This window comes from Tessaracoccus caeni, from assembly GCF_029211185.1.
Taxonomy (GTDB): domain Bacteria; phylum Actinomycetota; class Actinomycetes; order Propionibacteriales; family Propionibacteriaceae; genus Arachnia; species Arachnia caeni.
Window position 1 is genome coordinate 118,298 of sequence record NZ_JARGDO010000004.1, and the last position, 15,774, is coordinate 134,071.

Annotated in this window: 15 protein-coding genes and 1 riboswitch; of the genes, 9 read left to right on the top strand and 6 right to left on the bottom strand. The window is 67.8% G+C overall.

All coding sequences use genetic code 11. The features are described 5' to 3' along the window. Positions 1-45 precede the first annotated feature (45 nt). From ftsH to P0D62_RS05130, 7 genes are all read left to right on the top strand, one after another. Positions 46-2,100: an ATP-dependent zinc metalloprotease FtsH gene (ftsH, locus tag P0D62_RS05100; protein WP_275701548.1), complete on the top strand. Its 2,055-nt coding sequence runs from the start codon at positions 46-48 to the stop codon at positions 2,098-2,100. After that, complete coding sequence (gene folE / locus P0D62_RS05105) at positions 2,100-2,666, top strand: GTP cyclohydrolase I FolE (RefSeq protein WP_275701549.1); 567 nt, start codon at positions 2,100-2,102, stop codon at positions 2,664-2,666. The genes ftsH and folE overlap by 1 nt, the downstream gene beginning before the upstream one ends. 5 nt (positions 2,667-2,671) lie before the next feature. Next, positions 2,672-3,499 (top strand): dihydropteroate synthase, encoded by an 828-nt coding sequence (folP, locus tag P0D62_RS05110; protein WP_275701550.1) that lies wholly within the window; start codon positions 2,672-2,674, stop codon positions 3,497-3,499. Between the two features lie 41 nt (positions 3,500-3,540). Next, on the top strand, positions 3,541-3,897 hold the full coding sequence (gene folB, locus P0D62_RS05115) for a dihydroneopterin aldolase (RefSeq protein ID WP_275701551.1): 357 nt from the start codon (positions 3,541-3,543) through the stop codon (positions 3,895-3,897). Further along, positions 3,890-4,450, top strand: coding sequence for a 2-amino-4-hydroxy-6-hydroxymethyldihydropteridine diphosphokinase (gene folK / locus P0D62_RS05120; protein ID WP_275701552.1), 561 nt, complete (start codon positions 3,890-3,892; stop codon positions 4,448-4,450). The genes folB and folK overlap by 8 nt, the downstream gene beginning before the upstream one ends. After that, complete coding sequence (locus tag P0D62_RS05125) at positions 4,447-4,941, top strand: DUF3180 domain-containing protein (RefSeq protein WP_275701553.1); 495 nt, start codon at positions 4,447-4,449, stop codon at positions 4,939-4,941. The genes folK and P0D62_RS05125 overlap by 4 nt, the downstream gene beginning before the upstream one ends. Before the next feature lie 69 nt (positions 4,942-5,010). Then, positions 5,011-5,619: a hypothetical protein gene (locus P0D62_RS05130; protein WP_275701554.1), complete on the top strand. Its 609-nt coding sequence runs from the start codon at positions 5,011-5,013 to the stop codon at positions 5,617-5,619. A 9-nt stretch (positions 5,620-5,628) separates the two neighbouring features. Here the strand turns inward: P0D62_RS05130 and P0D62_RS05135 are convergent, their stop codons facing one another. Beyond that, on the bottom strand, positions 5,629-6,639 hold the full coding sequence (locus tag P0D62_RS05135; protein WP_275701555.1) for an NADH-quinone oxidoreductase subunit D-related protein: 1,011 nt from the start codon (positions 6,637-6,639) through the stop codon (positions 5,629-5,631). Between the two features lie 183 nt (positions 6,640-6,822). On the opposite strand from P0D62_RS05135, the gene P0D62_RS05140 reads away from it, so the two are divergent. Next, a complete protein-coding gene (locus tag P0D62_RS05140) occupies positions 6,823-7,167 on the top strand; it encodes a histone-like nucleoid-structuring protein Lsr2 (RefSeq protein WP_275701556.1) in 345 nt (114 codons plus the stop codon). Positions 7,168-7,304: 137 nt separating this feature from the next. Continuing rightward, complete coding sequence (locus P0D62_RS05145; protein ID WP_275701557.1) at positions 7,305-9,800, top strand: ATP-dependent Clp protease ATP-binding subunit; 2,496 nt, start codon at positions 7,305-7,307, stop codon at positions 9,798-9,800. Between the two features lie 279 nt (positions 9,801-10,079). Here P0D62_RS05145 and pgsA read toward each other — a convergent pair whose 3' ends face one another. From pgsA to disA, 5 genes are all read right to left on the bottom strand, one after another. Next, the gene (gene pgsA / locus P0D62_RS05150) at positions 10,080-10,691 is read right to left on the bottom strand and encodes a phosphatidylinositol phosphate synthase (RefSeq protein WP_275701558.1); all 612 of its coding nucleotides are present in this window, start codon (positions 10,689-10,691) and stop codon (positions 10,080-10,082) included. A gap of 169 nt (positions 10,692-10,860) precedes the next feature. Beyond that, positions 10,861-11,841: an ABC transporter ATP-binding protein gene (locus P0D62_RS05155; RefSeq protein ID WP_275701559.1), complete on the bottom strand. Its 981-nt coding sequence runs from the start codon at positions 11,839-11,841 to the stop codon at positions 10,861-10,863. Beyond that, positions 11,838-13,418 (bottom strand): ABC transporter permease, encoded by a 1,581-nt coding sequence (locus P0D62_RS05160; protein WP_275701560.1) that lies wholly within the window; start codon positions 13,416-13,418, stop codon positions 11,838-11,840. The genes P0D62_RS05155 and P0D62_RS05160 overlap by 4 nt, the downstream gene beginning before the upstream one ends. A gap of 13 nt (positions 13,419-13,431) precedes the next feature. Next, positions 13,432-14,481 carry a thiamine ABC transporter substrate-binding protein gene (locus P0D62_RS05165; protein WP_275701561.1) on the bottom strand — a complete coding sequence of 350 codons (1,050 nt, stop codon included), beginning with the start codon at positions 14,479-14,481 and terminating at the stop codon, positions 13,432-13,434. Positions 14,482-14,531: 50 nt separating this feature from the next. Further along, positions 14,532-14,637, bottom strand: a riboswitch (TPP riboswitch). Between the two features lie 32 nt (positions 14,638-14,669). Further along, complete coding sequence (gene disA, locus P0D62_RS05170) at positions 14,670-15,728, bottom strand: DNA integrity scanning diadenylate cyclase DisA (protein WP_275701562.1); 1,059 nt, start codon at positions 15,726-15,728, stop codon at positions 14,670-14,672. Positions 15,729-15,774 lie beyond the last annotated feature (46 nt).

Consider the following 15,774-nt stretch of genomic DNA (forward strand, 5'->3'; position numbering starts at 1 on the left):
CTCGGGCCTGCGCTTCAATGCGCCCGAAAACGATTGGGATTGTCCTTGCAGAAGCTTCTGAAGAACCCTGTGTCCTGGATCATCATCAGTATCCTGGTGCTTGTCCTCGGCATGCAGATGTTCAGCGCCTTCACCGGCCCGCGCACCGTGCCGACCTCCGAGACCGTCGATCTGCTCCGCAGCGACACCAAGCTCAAAGAGGTCGTGCTGATCGACGGCGAGCAGGTGATCCTGGTCACCGATGAGCAGGGCAAGAAGACACGATCCAACTGGGTGGGCACGCAGTCGACAGAGCTGCTTCAGCTGCTGGAAGAGCGCGAGCAGGCCGGCACCGTCGAGAAGTGGGACGGCAAGAATCCGTCTCCCGGCGTCCTGTCGATGCTGCTCTACACGGGCCTGCCCATCCTGATCTTCGTGATCCTCGCGTTCTGGGTGATGCGCGCGGTCAGCGGTGGTGGCGCCGGCGGGCCGATGTCGTTCGGCAAGTCCAAGGCGAAAATGGTCTCCAAGGACACCCCGCAGACCACCTTCGCCGACGTCGCCGGCTGTGACGAGGCCGTCGAGGAGCTTGAGGAGATCAAGGAGTTCCTCGCGGAGCCGGCGAAATTCCACAAGCTCGGCGCCAAGATCCCGAAGGGTGTGCTGCTCTACGGCCCTCCCGGCACCGGCAAGACGCTGCTGGCGCGCGCGGTGGCCGGCGAGGCGGGCGTACCGTTCTTCTCCATCTCCGGCTCCGACTTCGTCGAGATGTTCGTCGGCGTGGGCGCCTCCCGCGTGCGCGACCTCTTCTCTCAAGCCAAGGAGAACTCCCCGGCCATCGTCTTCATCGACGAGATCGACGCCGTCGGTCGCCATCGCGGCGCCGGCATGGGCGGCGGACACGATGAACGCGAGCAGACCCTCAACCAGCTCCTCGTCGAGATGGACGGTTTCGACGTCAGCGGCGGCGTGATCCTGATCGCCGCCACCAACCGGCCCGACGTGCTCGACCCGGCCCTGCTGCGCCCGGGCCGCTTCGATCGCCAGATCGGCGTGGATGCGCCCGATGCCGACGGCCGCGCGCACATCCTGCAGGTGCACGCCAAGGGCAAGCCGCTCGCCGGCGACGTCGACCTGGTGTCGATCGCGCGCCGCACCCCCGGCTTCTCCGGTGCCGATCTCGCCAACGTGCTCAACGAGGCCGCGTTGCTGGCGGCCCGCAGCAACCAGGAGATCGTGCACCAGGCGCAGCTCGACGAGGCCATCGACCGCGTCATCGCCGGCCCGCAGAAGCGCACCCGGCTGATGAACGAGCACGAGCGCCTCGTCACGGCCTACCACGAGGGTGGACATGCTCTGGTGGCGGCCGCGATGCCCGGCAACGATCCCGTGCAGAAGATCACCATCCTCCCGCGCGGTCGCGCGCTCGGCTACACCATGGTTATGCCGGATCAGGACAAGTACTCCCAGACCCGCGGCGAGCTGCTGGACCAGATGGCCTACATGATGGGCGGGCGCGCGGCCGAGGAACTCGTCTTCCACGACCCCACCACGGGCGCTGCCAACGACATCGAGAAGGCCACCCGGGTGGCCCGCGCCATGGTGACGCAGTACGGCATGAGCGAGCGGATCGGCGCGGTCAAGGTCGGCGGCGGCGACTCCGAGCCCTTCATGGGCATGCGCGGCACAGATTCCAGCCAGGACTACTCGGCGGCCACCGCGGCGGTCGTCGATCAAGAGGTGGCCAAGCTGCTGCACACCGCGCACCAGGAGGCCTTCGACGTCCTGGTCGAGAACCGCGACGTGCTCGACGAGCTCGTGCGCCGGCTGTTCGAGAAGGAGACGCTGAACAAGGCCGAGGTCGCCGAGATCTTCACCTCCCTTCGTCGTCGCCCGGCCCGGCCGGCCTGGACGGGATCCGACAACCGGATTCCGTCCGACATCCCGCCCATCCAGCCGCCGACCTCCGGCGCGCCGGAGATCGCACCGGTTGCGCCCGAGATCCCGGCGCAGCCCACCTGGGCTCCGCCGACGGTCCCGCCGTCGCCATGGGCCGCCCCTCAGCCGCCCGCCGACAATCCGGGTGAGCCGCCGTCGAGCTGGAACCAGCCGAGGGCCTGATGGCCGTCGATCATGAGCGGGCCGCCGCCGCGATCCGTGAGCTGCTGATCGCCGTCGGCGAGGATCCCGAGCGCGATGGGCTGCAGAACACCCCTGGCAGGGTCGCCCGCGCCTACGCAGAACTGTTCTCCGGGATGGGGCAGGACGCCGGAGAGGTGCTGGGCACCACCTTCGACATCGCCCACGACGAGCTGGTGCTGGTCAAGGACATCGAACTGACCAGCTGCTGCGAGCACCACCTGCTGCCGTTCACCGGAGTGGCCCATGTGGGCTACATCCCGTCGAGGGATCGCGGGGTGGTCGGTCTGTCCAAGCTCGCCCGCCTGGTGGACGTCTATGCCCGGCGCCCGCAGGTGCAGGAACGGCTGACCGCTCAGGTCGCCGACGCGCTGGTGGAGCACTTGGGCGCGCGCGGCGTGATCGTCGTGGTCGAGGCCGTGCACATGTGCATGGCGGTGCGCGGCGTGCGCAAGCCCGGTTCCAAGACGGTCACCAGCGCCGTGCGCGGACAGCTGCGCCAGCCCGCCACCAGGGCAGAGGCGATGAGCCTGATCATCGGACGGTAGTCCCCATGGCCGCCGCGCCCGTGGTCATGGGCATCGTCAACGTCACCCCCGACTCGTTCTCCGACGGGGGACACCACCTCACCTTCCAGGCTGCGGTCGCCCACGGACGGCGTCTTCTCGCGGACGGGGCGTCGATCGTCGACGTCGGGGGAGAGTCCACCAGGCCTGGCGCCGACCGCGTTCCGGCCGCCGAGGAACAGGAGAGGGTGCTGCCGGTGATCGCCGCGCTGGCCGGTGATGGCGCCGTCGTCTCGGTGGACACCATGCGGGCCTCCACCGCCGCCGCCGCGATCGCCGAGGGTGCGCGCATCGTCAACGACGTCTCCGGCGGGCTCGCCGATCCCGACCTCCTGCCCACGGTCGCCCCCACCGGAGCCGACGTGGTGCTGATGCACTGGCGCGCCCATTCGCGGCATATGCAGGACCATGCCGGCTATGGCGACGTCGTGGCCGAGGTATTGGAGGAACTACTCGCCCGACGGGACGCCGCGGTCTCCGCGGGCATCGCCCCGGAGCGGATCATCCTGGACCCGGGCCTCGGGTTCGCCAAGACCCCGGAGCACAACTGGGCGCTGCTGCGACGGCTGGACAGGTTCCAGGACACCGGCCACCGCATCCTGGTTGGGGCCTCGCGCAAACGCTTTCTCGGGGAACTGCTCGACGAGCGTCCGCCGTCCGGAAGGGACGCGGCGACGGCCACCATCTCCGCATGGTGCGCGCTGCACGGCGTGTGGGGCGTGCGCACCCATGAGGTGCGCGATCAGCTGGACGCGATCGCCGTGGCGGCGGCCTTGAGCACGCCTGGACGAGCCCCCCGGAGCACGGTCGGGTAGAGTCAGGACTGACAACGAACGCCATCGACAGGGGGTGACCCATGGACAAGATCGTGCTCAGCGGCATCCGCGCCGTGGGGCATCACGGCGTCTTCGCGCACGAGCGCCGCGACGGACAACCGTTCGTGGTGGACGTCGAATTGCGGCTCCCCGTCGATGAGATCTCGGACCGGCTCGAGAACACCGTGAACTATGCCGAGGTCGCTCAGGCGGTCGAGGACGTGATCACCGGCGAGCCCCGCGATCTCATCGAGACGGTGGCCGGGGACGTGGCTGCGCGGTGCCTGTCCTTCCCCCGAGTCGAATCGGTGCAGGTCACCGTGCACAAGCCCAAAGCGCCCTTGTCACAGAGTTTTACCGACGTGGCGGTCACCATCACGAGGAGCATGAATGACTAACGGCCCATTCGAAATCGACATCGACACGCTGGGCAATCTCCGGCCCATCTCGAAGGTCGTGTTCAGCCTCGGATCCAATATGGGGGAGCCCGACGAGATCCTGAGCGAGGCGATCCAGCACCTCGGTGATACCCCCGACCTGATGCTGGTGGACATCTCGCCGGTGTATCAGACCAAGCCCGTCGGCGACGTCGAACAGGACGACTTCCTGAACCTGGTGGTGATCGCGGAGTCCACGCTGGAGCCGTTGACCATCCTCGACCGGGTGCACGCCATCGAGGAGCATTTCGGGCGGGAGCGGCTGATCCCGGGTGGCCCGCGCACGCTCGACATCGACTTGATTCTCGTCGGCCGACACAGCAGCCAACCCGGGCTCGATCTTCCGCATCCCCGCGCCCACGAACGCGCCTTCGTGCTCGTGCCGTGGCTGGACGTGGAGCCGAACGCCGAGCTCCCCGAGTACGGTCCCATCGCGGAACTCGTCGAGGACGTCGACCTGACCGGCGTGATCCGGCGCGACGACATCGTCATCGCCATGCCCGACCGATTTTGAGCTCGAGCCCCAAGCTGGGGCTGACCACGGCCCGGCAGACGATCACCGCGGTGCTGAGTGGCGCCGCGGTGGGATTCGTCATCGTGGCCCTCTTCGATGTGTCCGGGGGCTTCCCACCCGTTGTTCCCTGGTCGGTGCCGATCGTGCTCCTGCTCCTCGCGGTGGCCGCGTTCGTCTATGCTCGCGCCTTGCCGAAACGCCTCGATGAGAAGCGAGTGTCCAGTCAGGAGGCCCTGGGGGCTCTGGTGACGGCGAAGGCGATGATCATGACCGGCGCGATCCTAGCCGGGGGGCACGTCGTCTATGTGATGCGCTACGTGCATCTCATGCAGGCGCCGTCGCCGTCGGCGCGGGTGCTGCACGGCACCGTCACGATCCTGGTGTCCGTGCTCGTCGCCGCGGTGGGCGTGATGTTGGAGCGGGCATGCCTGGTGCCGGGTGGACCTGACGACGAGGACGACGACGAAGGCGCGCTTCCCGCGGCCTCGTGAGGCGGGGCGTGAGTCTGCGCCAGTGTGCGACGCGAGGAAAGCCGCCGAATTACAGCTATGATATTTCCCATGGCTGGCTCACGTGTTTCCCGTCCTCTCTCCGAACGCAGCATCGCGCTCACCATCCTGGTGGTCGGCGCGGTCGCCGCTGCCGCGTCGCTCTTCGGTGACATCTGGATCGTTCGCGCGGGCGTCGTCGCCGCCGTCGTGATGTCGGTGGCGGCTTTCATCGTCGCCGGACGACAGCTGCAGCGAGAGCGTGCCGAGCACAAGGAGCAGCTGCATCACGAGGTGGAGCTGCGCACCCAGCAGGCCGAGCGCTTCCATGCCGACTCGCTGGCCATGATCGATCGGTTCAACGACCGCATCGAGAACCTGAAGGGCGTCGTGCTGAAGCTGCGTCGCCAGCTCGCCGCCGCGCAGTCGGAGATGAGCTCGATGCGGGGCAACGCCGCGTGGCTGCGAGGCGAGATCGCGGAGCGTCAGGCCCGCATCGATGCGCTCGAGGCGCAGATCGCCGATCTCGAGAAGGAAGAGGCCAGCAACGTGGTCGAGCTTCCTGCCGCCGTGCTTCCCACCGTCGACGACATCTGGGGCGACGACGAGCATCCCACCATGGTGGACATGGGCAAGCTCGACCTGGAGCTTTACGACCAGCCGCTGCTTCGTCAGGCCTGAGCAGCCTTTTTACTTATCCGCATCGCCGATGCTGTAGCCGATACCGGCCACAGCATCGGCGATTCGGCTTTCCGGGATGCCCTCCAGGGCGACGCACAGTGCGCTGAGGTTGACGAACGACGGTGTGCGCAACGCCAGCCGCCAGGGCGTGTTGCCGCCCCTGGATACCAGAAGGCAGCCGGCGATGCCCCACGGTGCCTCGACCTCCACCTCGTGCTCGCCCTCAGGCACTTTCAGGCGGCGGGCGAGCCGAACCGATACCTCGCCCGGGGTGGTCGCGACCAGTTCCAGAAGATGACGGATCATCGTGGCACTCGCCTGCAGCTCGTCGATGAGGATGGCGAGCCGGTCGTGCGCGTCCGCGCCGATGCGCGGAGCAACCGGTTGGAAGACCTCGCCGTAGGCGAGGTAGCCGGAGTGACGCCGGTCGAGGTCCAGACCGGTGGCCCGGGATACGGGCCCGGAGAGGCCATATGACAGACAGGTTGCGGCGGGGAGCGATGCGAGGCCCAAGAGCCTCTCCGAGGCCTCATCGAGCGCGGATCGGAGTGCGGTGCTGAGATGCTCCGTCTGGTCGAGGAGCGGGCGAATCACGAGCGGCCAATCCTCTGACATATCCGCGGAGAGTCCGCCCACCCGGTTGATCATCGGGTGAATCCGATTGCCCGTCCAGGCCCGCAAGGCATCTCGAAGGCCTTCCACGGTGGCCCAGACGGAGTCGGCGAGTTTGCCCTCGGCCAAATAGCCGAGGAAGCAGAGGTGGCTATGCAGGCGCGCGAATTCTGCCAGCGTGGTGCGCAGATACGTCGCCCTGGGTGGGACGGGCAGCCGCATTGCGGACTCGACCGCCAATGAGACACATAGTTCCCCGCTGAATGCCGCCAGCCAGTCATGCCGGTCGGCGAGCATGATTAAGGAGCGATAATCTCGCACTTCGAAGAGCTTCTCCGCCCCACGATGACCGTAGCCAGAGCGGACATCGACGTCGCGGAGCAGGCCATCGACAAGGTTGGCCGCCACGCTAATGGTGCCAGCCTGGGAGGGGTGCCGCCAACCCAGCGAAATCCACTTATGCCCAGGCAGCGGGAGGCCGCCAATACACCAACGCTCCATTCATGGCATTATGCCTGATCTTGAGTTAATGTTTAAGCTACGCTAGCGTTTCTTTCGTTGGTGAACAGAGCCTAACTTAGGAGGATCCATATGGCTCGCAAGGTTGAAGTAACACTCGTCGACGATATTGACGGCACCCCGGCGGAGCGAAACGTCACGTTCGCGCTCGAAGGGAAGACCTACGAAATCGATCTCTCCCAGGGCAATTACGACAAGCTGGCCGAGGCGCTGGCTCCGTTCGTCGAGAAGGGGCGCCGCGTCACCGGTTCCCGTTCCACGGCTCGCAGCGGCTCGGCTCCGCGTCGTACTCCGGTTCCGGCGGGCAATGCCGCCGCGATCCGCTCCTGGGCATCCGAGAACGGCTACGAGGTGTCCGATCGCGGACGCATCCCCGCGGACGTCGTCGCCGCCTACGAGGCCGCGCACAACAACTGAGCGAAGCGGGGCGACGGTCGCCCCGTTCGCGCACGGGAAAAGACGTTCCCTCCTGTTTCTCGCCGCCTTGAGTAAGCTGGGTGACAGCGTTGCCCTTGCCAGGCTCAAGCTGGCGGGTAACAGGAGGGAAAGTTACATTGTTTGAACGGTTTACTGATCGCGCCCGTCGCGTGATCGTGCTCGCCCAGGACGAGGCGAAGCTGCTCAACCACAACTACATCGGAACTGAACACATCCTGCTCGGCCTCATCCACGAGGGTGAGGGTGTTGCCGCGAAGGCCCTGGAGTCCCTGGGTATCTCGTTGGAGGCCGTCCGCGAGCAGGTGGAAGAGATCATCGGTCAGGGCCAGCAGGTGCCGACGGGTCACATCCCGTTCACCCCGCGGGCCAAGAAGGTGCTGGAGCTCTCGCTGCGCGAGGCGCTGCAGATGAACCACCAGTACATCGGCACCGAGCACATTCTGCTCGGCCTCATCCGCGAGGGTGAGGGCGTGGCGGCGCAGGTGCTGATCAAGCTCGGCGCAGATCTCAACCGCGTGCGCAGCACCGTTCTGCAGTTGCTGTCGGGCTACCAGGGTCGCGAGGCGTCGCTGTCAGGCGCGCCGGAGGTCGGCCCCGAGAAGACGAGCTCCCAGGTGCTGGACCAGTTCGGCCGCAACCTCACCCAGGCTGCGCGCGAGAACCAGCTGGATCCGGTCATCGGCCGCAAGCAGGAGATCGAGCGCGTCATGACGGTGCTCAGCCGTCGCACCAAGAACAACCCGGTGCTGATCGGCGAGCCCGGCGTCGGCAAGACCGCCGTCGTGGAGGGTCTGTCGCAGGCCATCGTGCGGGGCGACGTGCCGGAGACGCTGCGCAACAAGCAGATCTACACGCTCGACCTCGGCGCGCTCGTCGCCGGCTCGCGCTACCGCGGCGACTTCGAGGAACGCCTGAAGAAGGTGCTCAAGGAGATCAAGACCCGCGGCGACATCATGCTGTTCATCGACGAGATCCACACGCTCGTCGGTGCCGGCGCGGCCGAGGGCGCGATCGACGCGGCCAGCATCCTGAAGCCCATGCTGGCGCGCGGGGAGCTGCAGACCATCGGCGCCACCACGCTCGACGAGTACCGCAAGTACATCGAGAAGGACGCGGCGCTGGAGCGACGCTTCCAGCCCATCCAGGTGGCGGAGCCGTCGGTGGCCATGACCGTCGACATCCTGAAGGGGCTGCGCGATCGATACGAGGCGCACCACCGGATCACCATCACCGACGAGGCCCTCTCGGCCGCGGCGATGATGGCCGATCGCTACATCCAGGATCGCTTCCTGCCCGACAAGGCCATCGACCTGATCGACGAGGCCGGCGCCCGCCTGCGCATCCAGCGCATGACGGCCCCGCCGGATCTGCGCGAGTTCGATGAGCGCCTGGCAGCCAACAAGCTGGAGAAGGACGCGGCCATCGACGCGCAGGACTTCGAGCGCGCCGCGCGTCTTCGCGACGAGGAGCAGCGCATCCGCGCCGCTCGGGCGGAGAAGGAGGAGGCCTGGAAGAAGGGCGACTCCGACATCCCGGCCATCGTCGGCGAGGAGGAGATCGCCGTCGTGCTCTCCGGCTCCACGGGCATCCCGGTGTTCAAGCTGACGGAGGAGGAGTCCCAGCGGCTGCTCCGCATGGAGGCTGAGCTCGGCAAGCGCTACATCGGCCAGGAGGACGCCGTCAAGGCGCTGTCCCGTTCGATCCGCCGCACCCGCGCCGGCCTGAAGGATCCGAAGCGCCCCAGCGGCTCGTTCATCTTCGCCGGCCCGTCCGGCGTCGGCAAGACCGAGCTCACCAAGGCGCTCACCGAGTTCCTGTTCGGCGACGAGGATGCGCTCATCACGCTCGACATGTCGGAGTACTCCGAGAAGCACACCGCCTCGCGGATGTTCGGCTCGCCTCCCGGCTACGTCGGCTACGAAGAGGGCGGCCAGCTCACCGAGAAGGTGCGCCGCAAGCCGTTCTCCGTGGTGCTGTTCGACGAGATCGAGAAGGCTCACCCCGACATCTTCAACTCGCTGTTGCAGATCCTCGACGAGGGTCGTCTCACCGACGCGCAGGGCCGGGTGGTCGACTTCAAGAACACCGTCATCGTGATGACCACCAACCTCGGTTCGCGCGACATCTCGAAGGGTGCCTCGCTCGGCTTCTCCCGCGTGGGCGACGAGGTGAGCTCCTACGAGAAGATGAAGGCCAAGGTGTCGGATGAGCTGAAGCAGCACTTCCGTCCCGAGTTCCTGAACCGCGTCGACGAGATCGTGGTGTTCCATCAGCTCACGCAGGCCGACATCGAGCGGATCGTGGACCTGATGGTCGCCCAGATCGAGGGTCGCCTGAAGGACAAGGACATGGGCATCGAGCTCACCGCTGCCGCCAAGTCGCTGATCGCCAAGCGCGGTTACGACCCGGTGCTGGGCGCTCGTCCGCTGCGTCGCGCCATCCAGCGCGACATCGAGGACATCCTGGCCGAGAAGATCCTGTTCGGGGAGCTTTCTCCGGGTCAGATCGTCCAGGTGGACGTCGCTCCGGAGGGCTCGGAGCTGCCGTTCAGCTTCACCGGAGTCTCCTCCGGCAACCTGGAGGCTCTCACCATCGGCGGAGAGTCCGCCTAAGCAGCCACTCCAAAGGGGGCGCCCACCAGCGATGCTGGTGGGCGCCCCCTTTTCACGTTCACGCTCTTCGAGGTGCGAGGCCGTCTGCGGCCGAGCCTCGAGGAGAGCCAGCGCGAGAACTCGCAGGAACTTCTTGTGGTGGGGAGCGGTGGTTGGGTTCGTCGTGTTACGGCAGTTTCCTTCGGCTGTGTATATGGCGTGGGGATCTGTGCAATAGGTACAGGCCGCGCCATATAGCCAGTTTTAGGAGAGACCTTTCGACGTGAGGTGCGTCGCACCTCAGAGTGCGTTGGACTGGCGAGCCGCCAACACTGCGGCCCTGATGCGTTGGCCGGCGGTGAAGGCGCTGCCTGCCGCGACCACTCCCAGCGCCAGCCAGAGGGCCCACGCCGGAGCGCCGAGGCCGACCGCGAGGACACCCGCCAGGCTGAGCAGCAGGCGGTCACCGCGCTCGAACAGGCCGACGGACGCGTCCCAGCCCTCCGCCTCGGCACGCGCCCGGGCGTAGGAGACGAGGAAGCCGCACACGAGCACAGCCGCAGCCAGACCCAGACCCAGTTCGTCGCCCTCGTTGAGCCGCCACCAGCCGATGGCGACGAAGATCGCTCCATCCGCGATGCGGTCGAGAGTCGAATCCAGGAAGGCGCCGAGCCGGGTCTCCCGCTTCGCGGCGCGGGCCAGCTGACCGTCGAGCCCGTCGCCGAGCAGACACACCAGCACGACGATGGTGCCGAGCACGGCCTGTCCCTGGGGAAAGAACCACAGCGCCGCGGCAGCGGTGGCCACCGTGCCGACCACGGTGACGGTCGTCGGCGCGATCCCCAGTCGAAGCAGGATCCTCACCAGCGGTGCGAGGCAGCGCGCGTAGAGGTCGCGAAGTCCGGAGGTCACCGGTCCATCATGCCGTGAGGTGCATGAGATTCCGCCAATAGGTGGTGCCGTTGCGAGGACGTGCTGGATGGATGACATGGCAAGACGGAGAACGAAATTGCCATTGGACATGCCAACGAGTTCGACAACGAAGCCAGGTCGCCATCCAGTGCGCCGCAGTAGGTGCCACCTATTGGCGGGATCTCTTGGTGACAGCTGCACTGAGCAGCCGCACCCGTATCTGGGAACCCTCGGGGGCGTCCTGGGTGTGCACCACGGACTTCTGGCCGTCGGGCAGGCGCACCAGCAGGGTGACGCCGTCGCGGGTGTACCCCACCTCCAGCACGTCGACGCCGGTGCCGTCGCCGGCGGGCTGCAGGCTGAGCGCGCCGATCCCGGCGACCTGGTCGTCGTCCATGGGCTGGGTGAAGCCGAGCGCCCGAGCGGTCGCGGGCGAGACGAAGGTGCGGTAGCCCAGGAACTCCGCGACCCGCGTCGAGTTCGGGTGGCGCCAGAGCCTTTCGGGTGTGTCGAGTTGGAGCAGGCGTCCCTCGTCGAGCACCGCGATCTGGTCGGCGACCGTGAAGGCCTCCTCCTGGTCGTGGGTGACGTAGAGCGCGGTGGTGCGAGCCTGGGTGAGGATGCGGCGCAGGTCGGCGGACAGGCGGCGTCGCAGCGCCGTATCCAGCGCCGAGAGGGGCTCGTCGAGCAGCAGCGCGCGTGGCTCGGGGGCCAGCGACCGCGCGAGCGCCACGCGCTGGGCCTGGCCGCCGGACAGCTCGGTGACCTTGCGCCGCTCGTAGCCGGGCAGGCCCACCAGCTCGAGCAGCTCGGCGACGCGGCGGCGCTGTTCGGCCTTCGGTGCCTTGGCCAGGCCATAGGCGATGTTCTTGCCGACGTTCATGGTGGGGAACAACTGGCCGTCCTGGAACACCAGCCCGAAGCCGCGCTTGTGCACGGGCACCGCCGCGAGGTCGTCGTCGCCCCAGGACACGCTGCCCCCGGCGAGCGGCTCGAGGCCGGCGACGGCGCGCAGGATCGACGACTTGCCGGACCCCGATGCGCCCAACAGCACCAGCACCTGGCCTGGGGCGATATCGACGCTGACGCGATCGACGGCGGTGACGTCGCCGTAGCGCACCACGGCGTCCCGCACACGAATCCCACTCATAGGGCGCTCACTCCTTTGGGCCTCAGGCGCTCGGCCAGGGCCATGATCACTGCGGTCAATCCTGCCAGCACGACGGAAGCGGCCAGCGCCATGCCGTGGTTGTCCCAGCCGGGACGTCCGGTGAGTCGGAAGATCAGCACCGGAAGGGTGGGGTTGTCGGGGCGGGCGAGGAAGCTGGTCGCCCCGAACTCGCCCAGCGAGGTGGCCATCGCGAAGCCGGCGGCCAGGCCCAGACCGCGCAGGAGGTGCGGGAGCTCGATGCGGGCCAGCACCTGCCACGGGCCGGAGCCCAGGGCGCGAGCGGCCTCCAGTTGGCGGATATCCAGCGCGCGCAGGGGAGGCAACAAGGTTCGCACCACCAGCGGCAACGCCACCAGGGCTTGAGCCAGCGGGATCAGCACGATCGATGAGCGCAGATCCAGCGGCGGGCGGTTCAGCGTGATCAGGTAGCCGAATCCGACGGTGACGGCCGAGACCCCGAGCGGCATCAAAAAGGCGGCCTCGACGATGCCCAGCGCCCGTCGTCCGCCAGCGCTGGTGGGGCGTCGGGAGGCGATCAGGGCGACGGCCACGCCGAGCACGACGGCGAGCGCGGTGGCGGCCAGCGCCGTCGTGACGCTGGTGCGCAGCGCCTCCCACACGCCCTCCGCGCCGAGACCGGTGTAGTTGTGCAGGCCAGTGCCGCCGACCGTGAGCGAGCGGTGCACCAGGCCTGTCAGGGGAACGGCGATCAGGAAGACGACGACGGTGCCCGTGACGGCTGCGGCCGGCCAGTCGCGTCGCAGGGAGAAGGCCGAGGTGGCCTCGTCGCGCAGGGCGAGCGCGGCGCGTGGTGCGAGCGCGGTCGTCGCCCACAGGCTGAGCGTGACGACCACCAACTGGACGATCGACAGCGCCGCGGCCCCGGGCAGATCCAGCAGCTGCGTGGTGTGGAACCAGATCTCCGTCTCGATGGTGGCGTAGCGGTTGCGGCCCAGCACCATCACCAGGCCGTAGGACGCGCAGCAGAACAAGAAGACCAAAGCCGCCGCGGAGGCGACGGCCGGACCGAGCGCCGGCAGCGTCACCGTCGCGAACACGCGGGCCGGCGAAGCGCCCAAGGCTGCGGCGGCCTGGGTGAGGCGCGGATCCAGTCGCGCCCACATCGAGCCGACAGTGCGCGTCACCACCGAGTAGTTGAAGAAGGCCATCGCCAGCAGGATCGCGACCAGAGGATCGTCCACGGTGCGAAACAGCGAGGCGAAGGCGACGCCCACCACCACCGTAGGCAACACGAAGGGAACGGAGACGATCGCGCGCAGCACACCTTGCCCGCGGAATCGGGTGCGGTACAGCACGTAGGCACCCGGAAGGCCGAGGAGCAGGGTGATCAGCGTCGCCGTCGTGGCGCTGACCAGGGTGAAGCCGACGGCGCGCCAGGTGCGGCGCGACGACAGCACGTCGCTCATCCCGGCGAGGGTCCAGGCGTCGCCGTCGTGGAAGCCGCGCAGCACCAGGGTGGCGGCGGGCCAGGCGAAGAACACCGCGAGGAAGGCGGCCGGGATCGCCCCGACCGCCACCCACGCGGCTCGACTCATCGCTCGGTTCTCGTCAGCCGATGTTCTCTGCGAAGTCGCGGATCCACTGGTCGCGCTCGGCGGCGATCACGGCCGGATCGACCTCGACGGGCGCATCGGACAGCGGGGCGAAGGAGGCCCAGTCGGCGGGCAGCTCCACCGACTCGTCGATCGGGTACATGTACATCGACTCGGGGATCGCGGCCTGTGCCTCCTCGCTGAGCAGGAAGTCGACGAACGCCTGCGCGCCCGCCTCGTTGGCCGCCCCTGCCAGCACGCCGGCATACTCCACCTGGCGGAAGCAGGTGCCCGGCAGCGCCGTCGTGGTGGTCTTCCCGTCGACGACGGTGAACGCCGGCGACGTGGAGTACGACAGCACCAGCGGACGATCCCCCTCGGCCTCACCACCGGAGAAGTCGGTGTAGTAGGCCTCGGTCCAGCCGGCGGCGATCCTCATGCCGTTGGCGGAGAGCCGCTCCCAATACCCCAGCCAGTCGTCGCCGTATACCCCGACGGTGGCGGCGAGCATCGACATGCCCGGGGAGGAGGTGGCGGGGTTGGGCACCACGAGCAGGTCGCGGTAGGCCTCGTCGGCCAGATCGTCGAAGGTTGTCGGCAGCGCGAGACCCTTGTCGTCGAACCATTCGAGATCGGCGTTGATGCACACGTCGCCCCGGTCGATGGGAGTGAGGCCCGCGAACGCGCTCTCGACGGTGCTGGCCGGCGAGACCCAGTCGGTCAGGATGCCCTCCTCGACGGCGCGGGTGGCGATGCTGTTGTCGATGCCGAAGACGACGTCGCCCAAGGGCGAGTCCTTGGTGAGGATCAGCTGGTTCACCAGGCTGGTGCCCTCGCCGGGATTGACGTAGGTGACCTCGAGGCCCGAGGTTTCGGCGAAGCGCGCCAGCAGCTCGTCGGGGAGCGCGAAGGACTCGTGGGTGACGACGGTGAGCGTCGTGGGTGTTTCGGGGGCGGTGGTGTCGTCCCCTGCAGGGCTGCCGGTTTCGCTGGGTGCGGGACTCGAGCAGGCCGCGAGGGCGAGCGCTGAGGCGGCTGCGATGATGCCGGATGTGAGGCGTGACAAGGACTCTTCTCCTCTCTACTGGGCTCAAACCCACGCCGAAGCGGGACCGAGGAGAAGGCACTCTCACTCCCTACGCCGGTGCTAACCGGATCAGGTTTGAGGGTCTGCGGTTATCCGCACTCTCAGCGCCCTTGTGGCGCTCCCCTGTGATGCGCCCAGGCTAGCGCGTTGAGGGGATGCGTGCCAGGTCAGGCCGTATCGGGGCGGGTGTAGGCAGCGTCGGCGATGCGCAGCATGGCGTCGCGGACGAGGCGGGCGCGCTGCTGGCCGATGCCGTCGATCTCCATCAACTGGGCCGGGGAGGCGCTGAAGAGCTCCTGCAGGGTGAAGTACTCGCTGAGCTTCAGGGCGAGCGAATGGGGGAGGTGACCCACCTTGAGCAGCAGGCGCCGTCCTCCCGTGGTGAGCTGCATCTCGAGATTGGGATTGCCGCCGAAGCCCAGCCGCGAGGCCACCAGCTGCGAACTGAGCAGTTCCTCCGAGCTGAAGTTGTGCAGATGGTCGAGCCGGAACTCGTCGGGGTTGGAGGCGGTGGTCGCGTAGTCCTCGGTGAGCAGGTCGGCGAGGCCGTCGAAGCTCTGGGCCAGTTCCGCGTGCTGCATGGCGACGAGACGCCCCTCGACGCCCAGCACGTCGGCGTGGAAGAGCATCTCCGATGACAGACGGCGCGTCATCTCCAGCCGGTGGATGAGCTGGACGAGGTCGCGCAGCGTGACCTGCTCGGCCACCTCCAGCGCGGTGAACTGGGCCAGCAGCTCGTTCAGCCGGGTGACGAAGCGCGACAGCGTCGCGAGGGTCTGATTGGCGCGGCTGATCACCTGCGGGACGGTCTCGACCAGGTGACGGCGACCGTCCATGAACAGCGAGATCACGCCCATCGACGCCGACACGGTCACCACCGGCACGCCGGCGGCCTGGGCCGTGAGGTCGGCCGAGCGATGTCGGGTGCCAGTCTCGGCGGTCACCAGATCGCGGTCGGGCATGAGCTGCACGCCGGCGGCGACGATCCGCTGGAGGTCGTTGCTGAGCACGATGGCGCCGTCCATCTTGGCCAGTTCGCGCAGGGCCTGCTCGGTGAAGTCGACGCCGAGCTGGAAGCCTCCACTGCTGAGCGCCTGCACCTGGGCGTTGTTGCCGAGCACCACGAGAGCACCGGTGCGGCCAAGGAGAATGCGATCGAGTCCGGCTCGCAGAGGCGTGCCGGGGGCAAGCAGCTTCAAATACCGACGCACGGTGTACTTGGCCACGGCCACCTCCTACCAGCTGACGTCATCGGGATCGCTCAGCCCAGTG